This window comes from Novosphingobium naphthalenivorans NBRC 102051, from assembly GCF_001590985.1.
GTDB lineage: Bacteria > Pseudomonadota > Alphaproteobacteria > Sphingomonadales > Sphingomonadaceae > Novosphingobium > Novosphingobium naphthalenivorans.
The window spans coordinates 22375-38147 of sequence record NZ_BCTX01000051.1; the positions used below are offsets into that span (position 1 = coordinate 22375).

Sequence of the window (15773 nt, forward strand, 5' to 3'; positions counted from 1 at the left end):
GCCGCACGACAGCGGCCACAGCCTAGATTCCGGCGTACCAGGCGTAAGCCCCGTTATCCTCCCAATAGCCGCCCTTGCCGCCATAGATTCCATCGAGCGAAGCCACCGCCTCGATGCGGGTGACGAACTTGGCATGCTTGTAGCCAAGCTGGCGCTCGACCCGCAGGCGCAGCGGGGCGCCGTGGGCCTGTTCGAGCGGCTTGCCGTTCATCGCCCAGGCGAGGATCGTCTGCGGATGAAAGGCGTCCACCAGATCGATCGATTCGTAATAGGGCCGCCCGTGATAGAGATCGGCGCAGTGGAACACGACGTATCGCGCCTGCGGCTTGAGACCCGCGAGATCGAGTAACGGCCCAAGGCGCGGGCCCGTCCACTGGCCGATCGCACTCCAGCCCTCGACACAGTCGTGGCGCGTGATCTGGGTGCGCTGAGGCATGGACTTGAGCGTATCGAGCGGCAGCGTCAGCGGCTTTTCGACCAGCCCTTCCACTCTTAGCGCCCACTGCGCGAAACCTTGCGCCAGATGACGGCGATAGACCGGATCAGCCACTTCGCGGCTGCCGTTGGCGCGGAACACCGGGGACATGTCGGCCTCGGCAAATTCGCGCGCCAGCGCATGACGGCCGAGCACGCGCTGGGTGGCCATGTGCAGGTCTTCCGCTCCTTCCAGCGTGTGGCGGAACGTGGGATTCTCGAACAGCTTGTCGCAGCCGGAGAGCAGGAGACTGCCCGCCCCGGCACCCCCGGCGCGGATCAGGGTGCGGCGCGAGAGGATCAGGCGGCTCATGCCTCTTGCCCCATCATACCGTCTTCGGACGCGGGCCTGTCCGGCGGCAGGCGGTAGCGGCCGGTAATCATCGAGCGCACCTCGTTGAACGGCCCGGCCAGCACGACCATCGCCATATGGACAAGAAAGAACGCCACCAGCGCGAAAGCGCAGAGGAAATGCACCGAGCGCGCCGACTGGCGCCCGCCAAAAAGCTCCGCCGCCAGCGGAAACCACGCATCGGTGCCGGGAGACATGGCCAGTCCGGTCAGGATTATCAGCGGCAGCAGGCCGAACAGCACCCCGGCATAGGCCAGCTTCTGCAGCACGTTGTACTTCAACGCCGCCGCACCGGAGGGAAAGCGCAACCGCGCATGGTCCCGGATGTCATGCCAGATATGCGATGGACGCCATTCGGCGCGGGTAATGTGGATGTCGCGCTGCAAATGCCGGTTCCCCAGCGACCACAGCAGGTAGAGCAGCAACCCGACCGCCAGAACCCACGCAAAGGCAAGATGCCAGATCCGCGCACCGGCCAGACTATACCGCGAAGGGATCGTCACCCAGTAGGGAAAGGCGCGGCGCTGCAGGCGGCCGTCCTGATCCTTCCACAAGCCGAGCACGCCGGTCGTCGTCAGGCGCACCTTGCCGATCTGGAGATAACCGAATTCCCCGCCCCCAGCCCCGGCCTGGGCCGAGCTGATCTTCAGCCAGGGCGCGTCATAATTCGCCCCATATTCGCCCCAGTAGAGGCGCGGGTGAGCATTGAAGATCATCAGCCCGCTCATCAGCATGACCAGCAGCGTCACGGCATTGGTCCAGTGCCACAGCCGCGTGGAGAAGCGGTGGCGCCTGACCACATCGCCGCCTTTCGGAGCCATCCCGGGCCGCATTTCCGCTGTCTCCACGTTCCTACCCGTCCCTTCTCTCTCCCGGTGTTCGCTCCGGGATCGCAGGCGGTTACAGCCGCGTCCCGGTATTATTCACCGATCAGATGGACCGCGATCTGCCGATGGTGCGGCATCGCCCGGTGCTCGGCAAGGTAAATTCCCTGCCATGTGCCCAGCGCCATACGCCCGCCGATCACCGGGATCTGCAGAGTCACGCCGGTCAGCACGGCCTTGAGATGCGCGGGCATGTCGTCCGGCCCCTCGTCGTCATGCGCATAATGCCGGCCCTCGGGCGCCAGCCGGTCGAGCCAGTCCGCCAGATCGGTGCGCACTTCGCGGGCCGCGTTTTCCTGGATCAGCAGCGAGGCGGAAGTGTGGCGGCACAACAAGGTGAGCAGCCCTTCGGACAGGCCCGTTTCCGCCAGCCATCCCGCCAGCGTGCGCGTGATCTCGGTGACGCCCCGGCCCGGCGTTTCGAAGGAAAGGATGGTAGATGCCTGCCTCATGGCCGCGCAATCCTGCTCCCCCGGACGGGCACGGTTCAGTCGCCCGCGATCGTCATGCCGTCGATGCGGACGGTCGGCACGTTGATCGCGCGATACCATTCCAAATCGTTCGCCGGGACGAGGCGTGCAAACATCGCCAGGAGATTGCCCGCCACAGTGAACTCCGAAACCGGTCCGGCCAGTTCGCCATTCACGATGCGAAAACCCGTCGCGCCGCGGCTGTAGTCGCCGGTCACACCGTTCACGCCGTGGCCGATCAGTTCGGTCACGTAAACGCCGTCCGCGATGTCGGCCATCAGCTCGGCGGGCGAAAGCGGCCCGGCGGCGAGATGCACGTTGCCGACCGAAACGCCCGGCGCACCGCCGCCGTTGCGCGCCGCATGGCCGGTCGGCTGCATACCGAGCTGGCGCGCCGAAGCCGTGTCCAGCAGCCAGCCGGTGACTTTCCCATCGGCAACGAGATCGCGCTTCACGGTCGCCAGCCCCTCACCGTCGAACATGCGCGAGCGCAGGCCGCGCGGCGTGTGCGGGTCCTCGACGATCGTGATCCCGGGTGCGAAGATCTGCTCACCCAGCTTGTCGAGCAGGAAGCTGGACCGGCGCGCAATGGCGCTGCCGGACATCGCGCCGATCAGGTGGCCGACAAGGCTGCCCGCGACGCGCGGATCGAATACCACCGGCACTGCGCCGCTCTTCATCCGACCCGAATCGAGGCGCGCCACCGTGCGCTCTCCGGCAAGAGCGCCGATCTCCGCCGGCGGGGGCAGGTCGGCGCCATGATGAGCCGAGCGCCAGGCATTGTCGCGCTGCTTGGCCGCTCCCTCGCCGCCGACCACGGAAACGCTGAGCGAATGGCTGGTCGAGCCATATCCTCCGGCAAAGCCATGGCTGGTGGCGAGCGCGAAGACGCCCGAACCGGAACTGGCGGAAGCCCCGTCCGAATTGGTCACGCCGGCCACGGCCCGGGCCGCGTCTTCCGCTTCCTCAGCCATGGCGCGCAAGGCCTGCGGACTGGGTTCGGACGGATCGACGAGATCGAGATCGGGCCAGGGACCGCGCGTCAGCAGTTCCTCCGGCGCGAGGCCCGCATAGCGGTCTTCCGGCGCGGCGCGGGCCATGTCGATCGCACGGACAGCCAGTTCGTCGAGCGCCTGGGGCGAAAGATCGGACGACCCGATGCTGGCGGAACGCTGGCCCAGGAAAACCCGAAGCGAGATGTGTTCGCTCTCGGAACGCTCGACATCCTCCAGCTTGCCAAGGCGAATCTGGATCCCTTCCGAGGAATTCGCCCCGTAAACCGCATCGGCCGCATCGGCCCCGGCACGGCGCGCACGCTCTACCAGATCCTGCGCGCGGTCCCTGGCCTGTTCCGGACTGAGCATGTGAAACGCAACTCCCTGATCATCCGTCCGCGCCCGTCTGCGGGCGCGCGAATGTCCGCCCTAGTCGCCACACGGGCGAAGGGCAAATGCGCGTTGCGTCAGGCGGGATCAGGCAAAGGTCAGGGCAAGGATCTTGAACAGGCCGGTCAGCGCAAAAGGCAGGCCGATGGCGAGGCCCCAGAGCATCATCCGGTCGCGCTTGTAGTAAGGCGCCAGTGCGGGATCGTGAGCCTGTTCGTCCGTCAGCCGGTTCCAGCGCGATTCGAAACGGCGGCAGGCCGGAATGATCGCGATGACGAGGATAATCAGCGCCAGATAAGGCAGCAGCGAATTGCCGCCCGCCTTGAGCGCGCCGATGGTGACGAAAATCTGCAACGCCGTATAGACCAGCAGCGCATAAGCGATATGATCGCTCATCTTGCGGCGCCAGTCCGCCACAGGAACATCCTGGCTTCCAAGCGCCGGGTTATGGGCCATTGTGCTGCGATCCGTGCTATTGTTCATCAGGCGACTCCCCTCGTCCGATGGTTCCGAATAGAACATCGAAATGCATTGAGATCAAGTCCAGTTCGATTTTTTGCAAGTGCGAAGCAGGGCCATCTGTGACGCGAATGCGACTCATGCATGAAACTTGCCAATCGGGCCACGCAATCGGAAATGCCGGGTTGCCGTCACCCTGTACGCTGCGTAAACCTTGCAGCGATGACCGCTACGACTGATCTTTCGCACGAACACGCTGGTGGCCCCGCCGCAGCTGCGGCATTGCTGGCCGAGCGCGGCGGGCTCGAAGTCATTTCGATCGCCAAGAGCTACGACAAGCGCGCCGTGCTTACCGACATCTCGCTGTCGGTGGCCAAAGGCGAAGTGCTGGGCCTGCTGGGCCCCAACGGCGCCGGCAAGACCACCTGCTTCTATTCGATCATGGGCCTCGTCCGTCCCGATTCGGGCCGCATTCTGATGGACGGGATCGATGTCACCCGCCTGCCGATGTACCGCCGCGCGATTCTCGGCCTCGGCTACCTGCCGCAGGAAACCTCGATCTTCCGGGGCATGACGGTCGAACAGAACATCGGTGCCGTGCTCGAACTCGTCGAGCCCGACAAGACCGTGCGCAACGAGGAGCTGGAGCGCCTGCTCGACGAGTTCGGCCTCACCCGGCTGCGCACCAGCCCGGCCATGGCGCTTTCGGGCGGCGAGCGCCGCCGCTGCGAGATTGCCCGCGCGCTGGCCGCCAAGCCCTCGATCATGCTGCTCGACGAGCCGTTCGCCGGCATCGATCCGCTCTCGATCGCCGACATCCGCGAACTCGTGCGCGATCTCAAGACGCGCGGCATCGGCGTGCTGATTACCGACCACAACGTGCGTGAGACGCTCGACATCGTTGATCGCGCCTGCATCATCTACGGCGGACAGGTGCTGTTCGCCGGCAGCCCCGAAGCGCTGGTGGCCGACGAGAACGTGCGGCGCCTCTACCTCGGCGAGGGCTTCACGTTGTGAGGCCAGCCGCGCGGGGGGACTGATCGATGGCGCTGGGGCCACGTCTCGATCTGCGGCAAAGCCAGTCGCTGGTGATGACGCCGCAGCTCCAGCAGGCGATCAAGCTGCTGGCGCTGTCCAACCTCGAAATCGAGGCTTTCATCGGCGAATCGCTGGAAAGCAATCCCCTGCTCGACGTCAGCGCGCAGGCGCCCGAAGCGGCGGCCGAGACCGTCGAAATGGCCGAGGAAGCCCGGCGCACCACGCTCGAAGGGTCTTCGGTCGACCAGCTCATCGGCGAAGGCCGCGCCGCCGATGACCGCCCGCTCGACATCGACGCCTCCGCGCTCGACCGTGACCGCGACACCGGCGACGGCCAGCGCGCCGCCGACGATGCCGGCTGGGGCGCCGACTTGCGCGGCCCCGCCAGCGAGGAAGGCCCCGGCATCGACGAGCGCCCCGGCGGCGGCGAAACCCTGTCAGACCATCTGGAAGCCCAGATCGGCGCCGTCACCAGCGATCCGATGCTGGCCGGCATTGCCCGCTACATCACCGGCCAGCTCGACGAGACCGGCTACCTGCCCGCCTCGCTTGCCGAAATCGCCGAGGATCTGGGTATCGGCGAAGGTGAAGCGGGACAGGGGCTGGCCGTGGTCCAGTCGCTCGATCCCACCGGGGTGGGCGCACGCACCCTGTCCGAATGCATCGCGCTGCAGGCAAAGGAAGCCGACCGCTACGACCCCTGCATGGCCAAGCTGATCGACAACCTCGACCTGATCGGGCGCGGCGAACTGGCACGGCTGAAACGCCTGTGCGGTGTCGACGACGAGGACTTCGCCGACATGCTCGCAGAATTGCGCAGCTATGACCCCAAGCCGGGGCTGCGCTATGGCGGCGAGCCGAGCGGCGCGGTGACGCCCGACATTCTCGTCACGCCGCGCGCCGATGGCGGCTGGGACATCGCGCTCAATCAGGCGACGCTGCCGCGCCTGATCGTCAACCGCGGCTATTACGTGGAACTCAAGGGCACTTGCGACGACAAGACCTCGCGCGCGTGGCTGTCCGAAAAGCTGGCCGACGCCAACTGGCTGATCAAGGCGCTCGACCAGCGGCAGAAAACCATCCTCAAAGTCGCCACCGAACTGGTGAAGCAGCAGGACGGCTTCTTCCGACACGGCGTCTCGCATCTCAAGCCGCTAACCTTGCGCACCGTCGCCGAAGCGATCGGGATGCATGAATCGACGGTGAGCCGTGTCACTTCGAACAAGTTCCTCAATTGCCCGCGCGGCACCTACGAGCTGAAATACTTCTTCAGCTCGGGCGTCGCTTCGGCAGGCGGCGAAGGCGGAGCCTCGGCCGAGGCCGTCAAGGCGGCGATCAAGCAGCTGATCGATGCCGAAGACCCCAAGGCGATCCTGTCCGACGATGCATTGGTGGACCTGCTCAAGGAAAAGGGCTTCGAACTCGCCCGGCGCACTGTCGCCAAGTACCGTGAGGCGATCGGCCTGGGCAGTTCCGTGCAACGCCGCAGACAAAAAGCACTCGCCGCGGCGCGCTGATTACACGGCCCGGGCCGCTTTATTCATTCAGTATTGATTCAGGTACTGCCGCGCCTGCCGCAGAAATTCGCGAGTCCGGCTGGAATTAAGCATGGTTATTATAACTATGCAGCATTAAATGCTTGATTCGCTTAGTAAAAAACAATTCCCAACTGAAATGGTTGTGTTACGCTTCCTGTCATGAACAGCGCCGGACCTGCACGAACCGCAGGAATACGGCCGAGAGAGGAGAGGATGCCCATGTCTTACGCCGATGGGAATTCCAGCAGTGGCCGCAAGGCGCTGACCGGGGGTACAGTCGCGCTGATCCAGGCCGGTCTGGCTCTGGCGCTGGTCAACGGCTTTGCCGTCCACTTCATCAAGAGCGATCCGCCGCCGCGCCTTCGCGGCACCCAGATCCCGCTGGACCCGCTTCCGCCGAAGCCTGCCGAGACACCCAAGGCGCAGCCGCAGAAACCCGTCATCCAGGACACTTTCACCAGGACAGTCGAACCGAAAACCCCGGCCGCCGTGGACCCGATCCTCGATTTCACCCTCCCGGCCAGAGTGGAACCGGCAAGCGGCAGCGGCGACGGGTTCATTTTCATTCCCGGGGTCAAACCCAGCGATCCCGCGCCGCGCTTCACCCCGAAGGCGGCCCGGCCGCGCAACAATGCCGCGCAGTGGGTGACGACGAACGACTATCCCACGTCCGATATCCGCCAGGGGCATACCGGCACGGTCCGCTTCCGCCTTGCCATCGACACCGATGGCCGGGTGACTGACTGCACGATCCTGCAGTCGAGCGGCTATGACGGGCTCGACAAGGCCACCTGCCGCAATCTCGCCAAGCGCGCCCGGTTCGATCCGGCGACCGGCACCGATGGCGAGACAGTCGCGGGGAGCTATGCCGGCACGATCCGCTGGGTGATCCCGCAGGACTGACGCGTTCCCGCCAGAGAGACATAATCCAATTGCGGCCCTCCCCGGCCGCATGGCCGGAGCGGCGACATCCGCGCCACACCAGTGCCGCTCCGGCCCAACCCGCTTGCAGATCGCGCCCGCCCTGGGCGGCTGACACCTGTCCTTCCCGGCGCCGTCCGGGAAGGACCTCTTTGACCGGCCAGAAAACGCCGCCCAAAAGTCGCCGCCCGAAACCCCGCAATGCCTTGCACACCGCGAGTCGTTGCGCCTATACCTCCCCCGTTCATGTCGCCGGCCGGTGCTGGGAAAAGCCGCGCCTCGCAATCACATAGACGAAGACAGAGGTTGCCGCTGAGATGCAGGGTGCAGCAAGGCCCAGACGAACCCGGACAATGGGCCGCTTGTCATGAAAGCCGTGATCCTGGCTGGCGGGCTGGGTTCCCGTCTCTCGGAAGAGACGGTCACGCGGCCCAAGCCGCTGATCGAGATCGGCGAAAAGCCGATCCTCTGGCACATCATGAACATCTATGCCCACCACGGCATCACCGACTTCATCATATGCGCCGGTTACAAAGGCTATATGATCAAGGAGTATTTCACCAACCTGTTCCTCCACCACAACGACATCACGGTGGACCTGTCCAACGGCACGATCCAGTATCACCGGGCCGAGCAGGTGAACTGGAAAGTGACCGTAGTCGATACCGGTATCCAGTCGATGACCGGCGGACGCCTGCGCCGCATCGCCCCTTATCTCGATCCGGATGAACCCTTCTGCATGACCTATGGCGACGGTCTGGGCGATATCGATCTGACCGCGGAAATCGCCTTCCACCGCGAGCACGGACTGCAGGCGACCATGTGCGCTGTGGTCCCGCCTGGCCGCTTCGGCGTGGCGAATATCCGCAACGGCAAAGTGACATCTTTCGTAGAGAAGCCGAGCAGCAGCAACCAGCGCATCAACGGCGGTTTCTTCGTCCTCGAACCGTCCGTGCTCGACCTGATCGAAGCGGACACTACGGTGTGGGAAGGCGAACCGCTGCAAAAGCTCAGCGCCGCCCGGCAACTCGCCGCCTATGAGCATGACGGGTTCTGGCAGCCGATGGATACGCTGCGCGAGAAAGTCCAGCTTGAGGACTTGTGGAACTCCGGCAAGGCCCCCTGGAAGGTATGGCGCTGACACCCTTCTGGCAGGGGCGGCGGGTTTTCGTCACCGGGCAGACCGGCTTCAAGGGCGCCTGGCTGTGCCTCTGGCTGGAGCGGCTGGGCGCACAGGTAACGGCCGTGGCGCTGCCGCCGGTTTCCACACCTTCGCTCTACGCGCTGGCGGCCCCGTGGCCGGAGAGCCACCACATGGCCGACATCCGCGATACCGGCGCGCTGACCGCGCAACTGGCGCAGTCGGGCGCGGACATCGTGATCCACATGGCCGCGCAGGCGCTGGTGCGGCCCTCCTATGCGGACCCGGCAGAGACTTTCTCGACCAATGTCATGGGCACGGTCAGCCTGCTTGACGCCGTGCGCGCGGCGCCTGCCGTCCAGACCGTGCTCGTGGTCACGTCGGACAAGGTCTATGCCAACGACGGCAGCGGCCGGGCTTTCGTGGAAAGCGATCCGCTGGGCGGCAGCGATCCCTACAGCAGTTCCAAGGCCTGCACTGAACTGGTCTGCCGCAGCTATGCCAAGAGCTTCCTCAAGGATCGCGGCGTGGCACTCGCCACCGCGCGCGCGGGCAATGTGATCGGCGGCGGCGACTGGGCGCAGGACCGGCTGGTGCCCGATTTCATCCGCGCGCTGGAACAGGGCGCGCCGGTGGAACTGCGCTATCCGCAGGCCGTGCGCCCCTGGCAGCACGTGCTGGAGCCGCTTGGCGGCTACCTCGCCTATGCGCAAGCGCTGGCCGAAGGCAGCGCCCTGCCCGAGGCGCTGAACTTCGGGCCAGACGCACAGGACTTCGCCACTGTGGCCGAACTGGCCGAAGAACTGGGCCGCGGATTCGGCCTTGATACGGCATGGACGCAGGCCCCCGGCACATGGGAAGCCGAAGCCCCCATGCTGACGCTCGATTCCACGCTGGCAGGCGAGGCGCTGGGATGGCGCCCCTGCCTCAACCGGGCGCAGACCATCGAATGGACCGTGGCCTGGTACAACGCCCATCGCGAGGGAGCGGACATGCGCGAATTCACCCTGCGCCAGATCGCAGCCTACGAGGAGCTCTCGGCATGAGCGCGCGTCCCTGCCGGTTCTGCGGCGCTCCGGCCGAGCAATCCTTCGTCGATCTCGGCTCGACCCCGCTGGCCAATTCGTACCTCACCGAAGCGCAACTCGCGCAGCCTGAGCCCGGCTATCCGCTGCGCGCCTTCGTCTGTCCGCAGTGCTGGCTGGTGCAGGCGGACAGCTTCGTGCCGCCCGAGGACATCTTCAGCCACTACGCCTATTTCTCCTCGTTCAGCGACGGCTGGGTGGAACATGCGCGGCGCTTCACCGTCATAGCGCGCGAGCGTTTCGGGCTCGATGAAAGCTCGCAAGTGATCGAAGTGGCCAGCAACGACGGCTACCTGCTCAAGCACTTCGTGGCCGCCGGCGTGCCGGTGCTGGGCATCGAACCGGCCGCCAATGTTGCCGAAGCCGCACGCGCCATCGGCGTGCCGACCGAAGCGCGCTTCTTCGGGCGGGAAACGGCGCAGGACCTTGTCGCGCGCGGCCTTTCGGCGGATCTCGTCATCGGCAACAACGTGCTGGCCCATGTGCCGGACATCAACGATTTCGTGGGCGGGCTCGCCGCCGTGCTCAAGCCCGACGGCGTCGTCAGCGTGGAATTCCCGCACTTGCTGCGCCTGATCGAAGGCGTGCAGTTCGACACCGTCTATCACGAGCACTTCTACTATCTCTCGCTGCTGGCCGTGGAGACAGTCTTCGCGGCGCACGGCCTCAAGGTCTTCGATGTCGAGGAACTGCCCACCCACGGCGGCAGCCTGCGCGTGATGGCCTGCCGCACTGCCTCGCAGGCCCATGGGACCGGCCCCGGCCTCGCCAAAGTCCGCGCCGACGAACAGGCTGCCGGGTTCGACCGGCTGGAAACCTATGCCGCATTCCAGAGCAAAGTCGCGCCCGTGCGCGAGGGACTGCTGGCCTTCCTCGATACGGCCGCGCGCGAGGGCAAGACCGTTGCCGCCTATGGCGCTGCGGCCAAGGGCAACACCCTGCTCAACTTCTGCGGCGTCGGCCCGGACAAGATCGCCTATGTGGTCGACCGCAATCCGGCCAAGCAGGGCCATTTCCTGCCGGGCAGCCACTTGCCGGTCCTGCCGCCCGAAACGATCGCCGAGACCCGCCCCGAGTATGTCCTGATCCTGCCGTGGAACATCCGTGAGGAAGTCATGGCGGCCATGGCGGAAGTGCGCACCTGGGGCGGCCGCTTCGTCGTCGCCGTGCCGGAACTGACGGTGTTCCCGTGAAGTTCACTGCAACCGACGTGGCCGGGGCCTTCCTTGTCGAGCCCGCGATCCTGTCGGACGAACGCGGCAGCTTCGCCCGCACCTTTTGCGCGGAAACATTCGCCGCACAGGGTCTCGCTACCGTCTATCCGCAGTGCAACGTCTCCACCAACACCCGGCGCGGCACACTGCGCGGGCTGCACTTCCAGACGCCCCCCGGCGCCGAAGCCAAGCTCGTACGCGCTACGCGCGGGCGCGTATTCGATGTCGCGGTGGACTTGCGCCCCACATCGCCGAGCTATCTCAAATGGGCCGCAGTCGAACTCGATGCGGCCCGGCACAATGCTTTCTACATCCCCACCGGCTGCGCGCACGGCTTCCTCACGCTGGAGGACGAGAGCGCGCTGTTCTACCAGATGTCCGCGCCTTACGCCCCCGAACTCGCGCGCGGCGTGCGGTGGGATGATCCGGCTTTCGCCATTGCCTGGCCTTTCGCGCCCTGTGTCATCAGCGCGCGCGACGCGGCCTATCCCGATTTCACTGAAGAGGTGGTCCGTTGACCCAGATTAAGCTCAGCATCTGCATTCCGACCTACAACCGCGCGGAATACCTGCGGACGGCTCTGGAATGTCTGGCCGAGGCGGATTTCAGCTTCGCCCACGAAATCGTGATTTCCGACAATGCCTCGACTGACCACACGCAGGAAGTGGTGCAGGACTTCATCGCGCAAGGCCTGCCGATCCTCTACCTGCGCGCACCGGTGAATGCCGGGCCTGCCCCGAACCTCACCAACGCGATCCAGCACGCCTCGGGCGAATACATGATCTATCAGGGCGACGACGACCTGCTGATCCTGCCCCGGATCGCGGAAGTCGTGGCCTATCTCGACGCCAATCCGGACGTCACCGCCTGCCATGCGCCCTGGTATCTCTACAATCAGGTGAAGGGGATCGATGAGCGCAAGTTCTACGAAGTCGACGCCGATGTGAAGTTTCCGCGGCAGGACTTCATGGGCGTGTTCGAATTCCTGTTCCAGAAACACATCTTCCCGGAAATCGCGATCTACCGCCTCGCCCATGCGCGGGCCGCCTTCGTGCCGCGCCATTTCTGCTTCTGGCCCTTCGCCTTTCTCGCTCACTTCCTCGACGATGGCGCGGTGACTTTCCTGAAGGAGCCGTTCTACCGCTCCGTCACTCTGTCCAAGCACGCCCCCAGCCGCCAGCAGGCGGGCAACGAGGAAGTGATGACCTCGTGGGACACCTACCGCGGCGGCCTCGAATACTTCCTGCATTTCGGCACCAAACGCGGCCGGTTCAGCCAGGCCGAGGAAGCGCGCGCGCTCTACGACCGGATGTGCCACATCTTCACGGCGCTGCGTATGTCGGTCGCCATCCGCTTCTGGGTGGCCAAGCACGACTATATCCGCGCCTATGAGCTCTACACCCGCATGGCGATCGCGGGCTTTGCCGATCATGCCAGCGTCGCCGAACTGCGCGCGCAGTTCCCGGCCATGGTGGCGCTGCAGACGCTGGCCTTCAATGTCAGCGCCATGCCCGAAATCAGCCGTCTGGTGCTGAGCGATGCCGGTGATGTCGAGGCCGTGGCCGAACTGCTCCGCAATATGGGCCTGTCCGCCCACATCACGGTCACGGCCGATACGCGCGACGACGAGCCGTCACTCGTGGGGGCAACGGCAGTACTCGTCCCCTCGGCGGAGAAGGCGCTGGAATTCGTGGCGCGCGGCTACGATCCGCACTTCATCTTCGAGGAGCAGGACCTGATCCGGTTCGTGCTGGTGTAACCGGAAACACTACGAAGGCAGAGCCAGCCCCTCGGCCTCGCCATGCAGGACATAGCCGAGGTATTCGGAGGGAAGCTCGAACAGCGCGACCATGTCCTCGATCTGCGTGAGCTGCTTTTGCGTAAGGTTCTGGCGCCCGCGCCCGGACACGCCCTTGTTGAAACGCACCCGCTCGCTGGCATCGCCGGTCTGTGAAGCGGCGGCAATGTAGGGATCATCCTCGTTCAGGCCAAGCGCGCGCACGGCCGCAAGCAGCGTACCGTGCGCATCCAGCGCAAAGTTCTCGTAGCGGACCCAGCGGCTGCGGAAACCTTCATAGAGAATCCACGACTTGAAGAACTTCAGATGCCAGGGCAGCATGAAGTGGATCATGTAATCGTAGCGGCGATCCTCGTCCCAGTTCAGGAAGTCCGCCGGGAACAGGACACGCTCGCTGGGATGGCCGGCGACCAGATGATGATCCGCCGCCGAAACGATCGCGTCCGGGAAATTGCGCGTCTGGACGATCGGAGACAGCGCCCCCTCAGTCAAAAATCCACGCGTGGTGCTGGAGCACACCACGTGGGTCTGCGCCACGAACGTCTGGTTCACATTCTGCAACAGTTGATGCTCAAGGATCTTGAAGTCGATCTCCTGCTCGCGGATGTCCCACCCGGGCACCAGCGAGGCCACGCGCACGCCCGCCAGATTGCCCAGCATCTTCGAAAGCGACGAACTGCCGCTCTTCGGCATACAGGCCAGCAGAATGCCCGGCAGCAGATTGTGCTGAAATGGCGTCATGTCCCTTGCTCCACTGCCCCTGCGTGAAAAGCGATGACGATCCGGGTTTCCCGCCCCGGACAGCCAAACAAGGACGAGGGGTAGGCGCCCGTAGTTAATTCGATCTTAAGAGGTCCTAGCGGTTCACCCGCCCGAGAGTGCCATCAGTGACGCATCGCCCGGAAAGCAGTGGGCGAAATGGGCCAGCGTGCCTTTGCGCGCCGCACCGGCGAGCCCACTATCAGCCATTCCGCCGTCCTGCGTTGACAGGAACCATTGGGCGGGCGTCGCTCCCAGAATGGCCGCGAAGTCGGCCTCCCGCTTCGGCATTGCCAAGACGTCGCGGTAAACGGCTGCGAAAGCGTCCGCGCTGTTCCGGGCGGTGCGGGTCGCGGCCATGGCCAAGGCCGCTTCACGCCCCATCGCCTCCAGTTCGGCGGGATGGCGCAGCATCCATTGCAGGCGTTCGGCGGCGGCCGCCGTATCCGCTTCCACGAAGCCGGTACGCCCGTGCTCCACGATCGCCCGTTCGGCCGGATTGCCGAAGACCAGCGGCACGCAGCCGAGCGCCATCGCCTCGATCAGCGCATTTTCCGCCGTGCCGAAATGGTGAGGCTGGAGCAGGTAGAGGAAAATGCCAGTCTGGCGCAGCGCGGCCTCGGGATCATCGGCATGGCCGTGGAAGCGGACGAGACCGGGGCGCCGCATTGCCGCAGCCCGGCGCAGGGCATCGCCATCCGCATCGGCCTGCCCCCAGACCGACACCGGGACATCCGGTTCCGCGCGATCGATCACGTCGAAGAAGTGCGGGCTGAGCTTGCTGAAATCCACCGTACCCAGATAGCCTACCGCCTTGGCGCGCGGGGCAAAGGGCAGTGGCGGTCCGGCAAACCCGAACCCGCTGTTGATCACGCCGAGCCTGGCACGCGCTTCGGGCGGCAGCGCCTGCACAGCCGGCAGCTCCAGCGAGCAGGCCGAGGTGAACAGGAAACGATGCGGCGCAGCGAGCAGGTCCGCCGGGATACGGGGAGCGGACAGGCCCGAGATATGCGACCAGATCACTGTGCGGCTGGCGGGCAGGTCCCACCGGCACAGGCATTCGTAAAGCCGGGGATGGTTCCACCATTCGACCTGCACGATGTCCGCCTGCGCGGCGAGCTGCCGTGCCGTCGCGGCATCGGGAGCGACGGTGACTCTGGCGCCCGCCGCGATGGTCGCGTCCGCATAGCGGCGGTCGCGCGGCTCTTCCAGCAGCAGGTAATGCCGCTGCACGCCGGGCGCATCGGCGGCGCAGATCGCGGAATGCGCCTTGCCCACCCCTCCGCCGAGATGCGCGGTGATGTGCAGGATGTTCATGGCGCAAGCAGCCTTGGTGCGTTTTCGAGATTGCACACGCCCACGACCGCTTGGGGGTCCGAGGGGCGGGGCGGCTGACTGCCGAATTCCAGCAGGTCCCGCCGGCCATAGCTATCGGCAATGGCCTCGGCGAAAGCGCGGACGGTCACGGGCCGGCCCGAACAGATATTGATCGCCCCGCTCTGCCCGCTGTCCACCACGCCGGCGATCATCGCCCCGGCCTCGCGCACGTCAAGAAAGTCGCGCAGCTGCGTTCCTGCCGAGAGCGAAGCGGTCTCGCCCGCGCTCAGGCGGCGGTGCAGATAGGCACCGAGCCGGTCCGGGTGCTCGCCCTCACCGTGGAGGTAGAACAGGCGGCACCAGGAAAAACGCACACCATGCAGCGCCAGCCATTCGCGCAGCATATGGTGCGTGGCCAGCTTGCAGGCCGCGTAGAAATTCACCGGGTCGAGCGGGGAATCGACCGTCAGGGCCTCTCCAGGGAGGCGGTATTCCCAGCACGTGCCGATGCCGATGACATGCCCCACCCCCGCCTGCACAGCCCCTTGCGCCAGCGCGAAACTGCCGTGCACGCAATCGGCATTCTCCGCCGCATCGGGGTAAAGCCCATGCTCGACATACCAGGCGGCATGAATGACTGCATCCACGCCCGCGCAGGCATCGGCCCACCAGCGGGCATCGCGGGCAAAGATGTCATCGGTTTCAATGATGCCGCCGGAACTAACAGGAGCAGCGAGACGCGCAGCACTGCCCGGCCGCACCGTCACGCGCACTTCGTGCCCGCGCTGGTGAAGGGTGCGATGGATCGCGCGGCCGACGAAACCGGTCGCTCCGGTCAACAAAACCACGCTCATGGCAAGTCCATAGGCCCTTTTCGCTGCGCGCGACAGGACCTAGCCGAATGTGGTTAACGAACTCCGTCCAGCCGCTAGGGCCAA

General features: G+C 65.5%; 16 protein-coding genes. 8 read left to right on the forward strand and 8 right to left on the reverse strand.

The window, feature by feature from the left end:
- Positions 1-22: 22 nt before the first annotated feature.
- The 5 genes from NN5_RS16295 to NN5_RS16315 form a co-directional block, all read right to left on the reverse strand.
- Entirely contained in the window at positions 23-787 is a 765-nt protein-coding gene (locus NN5_RS16295; RefSeq protein ID WP_067735571.1) for a molybdopterin-dependent oxidoreductase, read from the reverse strand.
- Positions 784-1659: a cytochrome b/b6 domain-containing protein gene (locus tag NN5_RS16300; protein ID WP_067735574.1), complete on the reverse strand. Its 876-nt coding sequence runs from the start codon at positions 1657-1659 to the stop codon at positions 784-786. The genes NN5_RS16295 and NN5_RS16300 overlap by 4 nt, the downstream gene beginning before the upstream one ends.
- A gap of 86 nt (positions 1660-1745) precedes the next feature.
- Positions 1746-2162, reverse strand: coding sequence for a secondary thiamine-phosphate synthase enzyme YjbQ (locus NN5_RS16305; RefSeq protein ID WP_067735577.1), 417 nt, complete (start codon positions 2160-2162; stop codon positions 1746-1748).
- A gap of 35 nt (positions 2163-2197) precedes the next feature.
- A complete protein-coding gene (locus NN5_RS16310) occupies positions 2198-3544 on the reverse strand; it encodes a TldD/PmbA family protein (protein ID WP_067735580.1) in 1347 nt (448 codons plus the stop codon).
- Between the two features lie 108 nt (positions 3545-3652).
- Positions 3653-4048, reverse strand: a complete 396-nt coding sequence (locus NN5_RS16315) for a hypothetical protein (RefSeq protein ID WP_245656556.1) — start codon at positions 4046-4048, stop codon at positions 3653-3655.
- Positions 4049-4246: 198 nt separating this feature from the next.
- Between NN5_RS16315 and lptB the strand changes: the two genes are divergently transcribed.
- The 8 genes from lptB (at position 4247) to NN5_RS16355 (ending at position 12720) form a co-directional block, all read left to right on the forward strand.
- Positions 4247-5041 carry an LPS export ABC transporter ATP-binding protein gene (gene lptB / locus NN5_RS16320; RefSeq protein ID WP_067735583.1) on the forward strand — a complete coding sequence of 265 codons (795 nt, stop codon included), beginning with the start codon at positions 4247-4249 and terminating at the stop codon, positions 5039-5041.
- A gap of 26 nt (positions 5042-5067) precedes the next feature.
- Complete coding sequence (gene rpoN / locus NN5_RS16325) at positions 5068-6579, forward strand: RNA polymerase factor sigma-54 (RefSeq protein WP_067735586.1); 1512 nt, start codon at positions 5068-5070, stop codon at positions 6577-6579.
- A 240-nt stretch (positions 6580-6819) separates the two neighbouring features.
- Positions 6820-7503, forward strand: a complete 684-nt coding sequence (locus tag NN5_RS16330) for an energy transducer TonB (protein ID WP_067735589.1) — start codon at positions 6820-6822, stop codon at positions 7501-7503.
- Between the two features lie 385 nt (positions 7504-7888).
- Positions 7889-8662 (forward strand): glucose-1-phosphate cytidylyltransferase, encoded by a 774-nt coding sequence (rfbF, locus tag NN5_RS16335; protein ID WP_067735591.1) that lies wholly within the window; start codon positions 7889-7891, stop codon positions 8660-8662.
- Positions 8653-9708 (forward strand): CDP-glucose 4,6-dehydratase, encoded by a 1056-nt coding sequence (gene rfbG / locus NN5_RS16340; RefSeq protein ID WP_067735593.1) that lies wholly within the window; start codon positions 8653-8655, stop codon positions 9706-9708. The genes rfbF and rfbG overlap by 10 nt, the downstream gene beginning before the upstream one ends.
- Positions 9705-10940: a class I SAM-dependent methyltransferase gene (locus NN5_RS16345; RefSeq protein ID WP_067735596.1), complete on the forward strand. Its 1236-nt coding sequence runs from the start codon at positions 9705-9707 to the stop codon at positions 10938-10940. The genes rfbG and NN5_RS16345 overlap by 4 nt, the downstream gene beginning before the upstream one ends.
- Positions 10937-11479, forward strand: coding sequence for a dTDP-4-dehydrorhamnose 3,5-epimerase (gene rfbC / locus NN5_RS16350; protein ID WP_067735599.1), 543 nt, complete (start codon positions 10937-10939; stop codon positions 11477-11479). The genes NN5_RS16345 and rfbC overlap by 4 nt, the downstream gene beginning before the upstream one ends.
- A complete protein-coding gene (locus NN5_RS16355) occupies positions 11476-12720 on the forward strand; it encodes a glycosyltransferase family A protein (RefSeq protein ID WP_067735602.1) in 1245 nt (414 codons plus the stop codon). Before rfbC ends, NN5_RS16355 begins: the two co-directional genes overlap by 4 nt.
- A 9-nt stretch (positions 12721-12729) precedes the next feature.
- On the opposite strand, the gene NN5_RS16360 is transcribed toward NN5_RS16355, so the two are convergent.
- The 3 genes from NN5_RS16360 to NN5_RS16370 form a co-directional block, all read right to left on the reverse strand.
- Complete coding sequence (locus NN5_RS16360) at positions 12730-13500, reverse strand: hypothetical protein (protein WP_067735605.1); 771 nt, start codon at positions 13498-13500, stop codon at positions 12730-12732.
- A gap of 123 nt (positions 13501-13623) precedes the next feature.
- Positions 13624-14835 (reverse strand): glycosyltransferase, encoded by a 1212-nt coding sequence (locus NN5_RS16365; protein WP_067735608.1) that lies wholly within the window; start codon positions 14833-14835, stop codon positions 13624-13626.
- A complete protein-coding gene (locus NN5_RS16370) occupies positions 14832-15689 on the reverse strand; it encodes an NAD-dependent epimerase/dehydratase family protein (protein ID WP_067735611.1) in 858 nt (285 codons plus the stop codon). Before NN5_RS16370 ends, NN5_RS16365 begins: the two co-directional genes overlap by 4 nt.
- Positions 15690-15773: the final 84 nt, after the last annotated feature.